The organism is Vibrio sp. 1401 (assembly GCF_033340295.1).
This window is the reverse complement of sequence record NZ_JAWOWF010000426.1, coordinates 1-664: the sequence shown is the minus strand read 5'-3', so window position 1 is coordinate 664 and position 664 is coordinate 1. Positions and strand designations below refer to the sequence as shown.

At 44.0% G+C, this 664-nt stretch carries 1 pseudogene; it reads right to left on the bottom strand.

Annotation, left to right across the window (positions count from 1 at the left end):
- Positions 1-664, bottom strand: a pseudogene (locus R7Z77_RS26025) (RNA degradosome polyphosphate kinase); the annotation flags it as partial.

Sequence of the window (664 nt, the reverse complement as noted above, 5' to 3'; positions counted from 1 at the left end):
ACTTTTGACCATTCAATATTTGCTTCTTCATCAAATCGCGCCTGCAGCTCAACGACTACAGTAACGTTTTTGCCGTTATGCACTGCATCAATCAAAGAGTTCATCAAGCGAGAGTCTTTGGCTACGCGGTAGATATTAATTTTGATGCTGAGCACTTTCGGGTCAAAGGATGCCTGGCGAACCAATTCACCAATATGGTCAAAGGTGTGATAAGGGTAGTAGAGTAGAATGTCTTTGGCTTTGATGGCTTCGAAACTGTTGGCGTAACCTTCAAAGTCTGCACACTTCATTGGTGGCATTGGTTTGTTTTCGAGGTATTCTCGCCCGACGTTTGGAAAAGCGATGAAATCTTTGAAGTTGTGGTAGCGTCCACCTGGAATTAGGTTGTCGTAATTGGAAATTCTTAGTTTGCTGCACAAGAAGTCGAGCATCTCTTGCGGCATTTCACGCTCATACACAAAGCGTACTGGCATGGCGGTTAAACGTTGGTTTACGCCTGCTGACATTTGCTCTAGCAAGCTGTATTCGATTTCATTACGCAAGTCGTACTCTGCATCACGCGTCATTTTCATCGCGTAACCAGCGAGCTCATCATAATCGAAAAAGCCTTTAAAAAGCTCGTCTAAACAGTATCGGATGATGTTATCAAGCAGGATGATGGTCT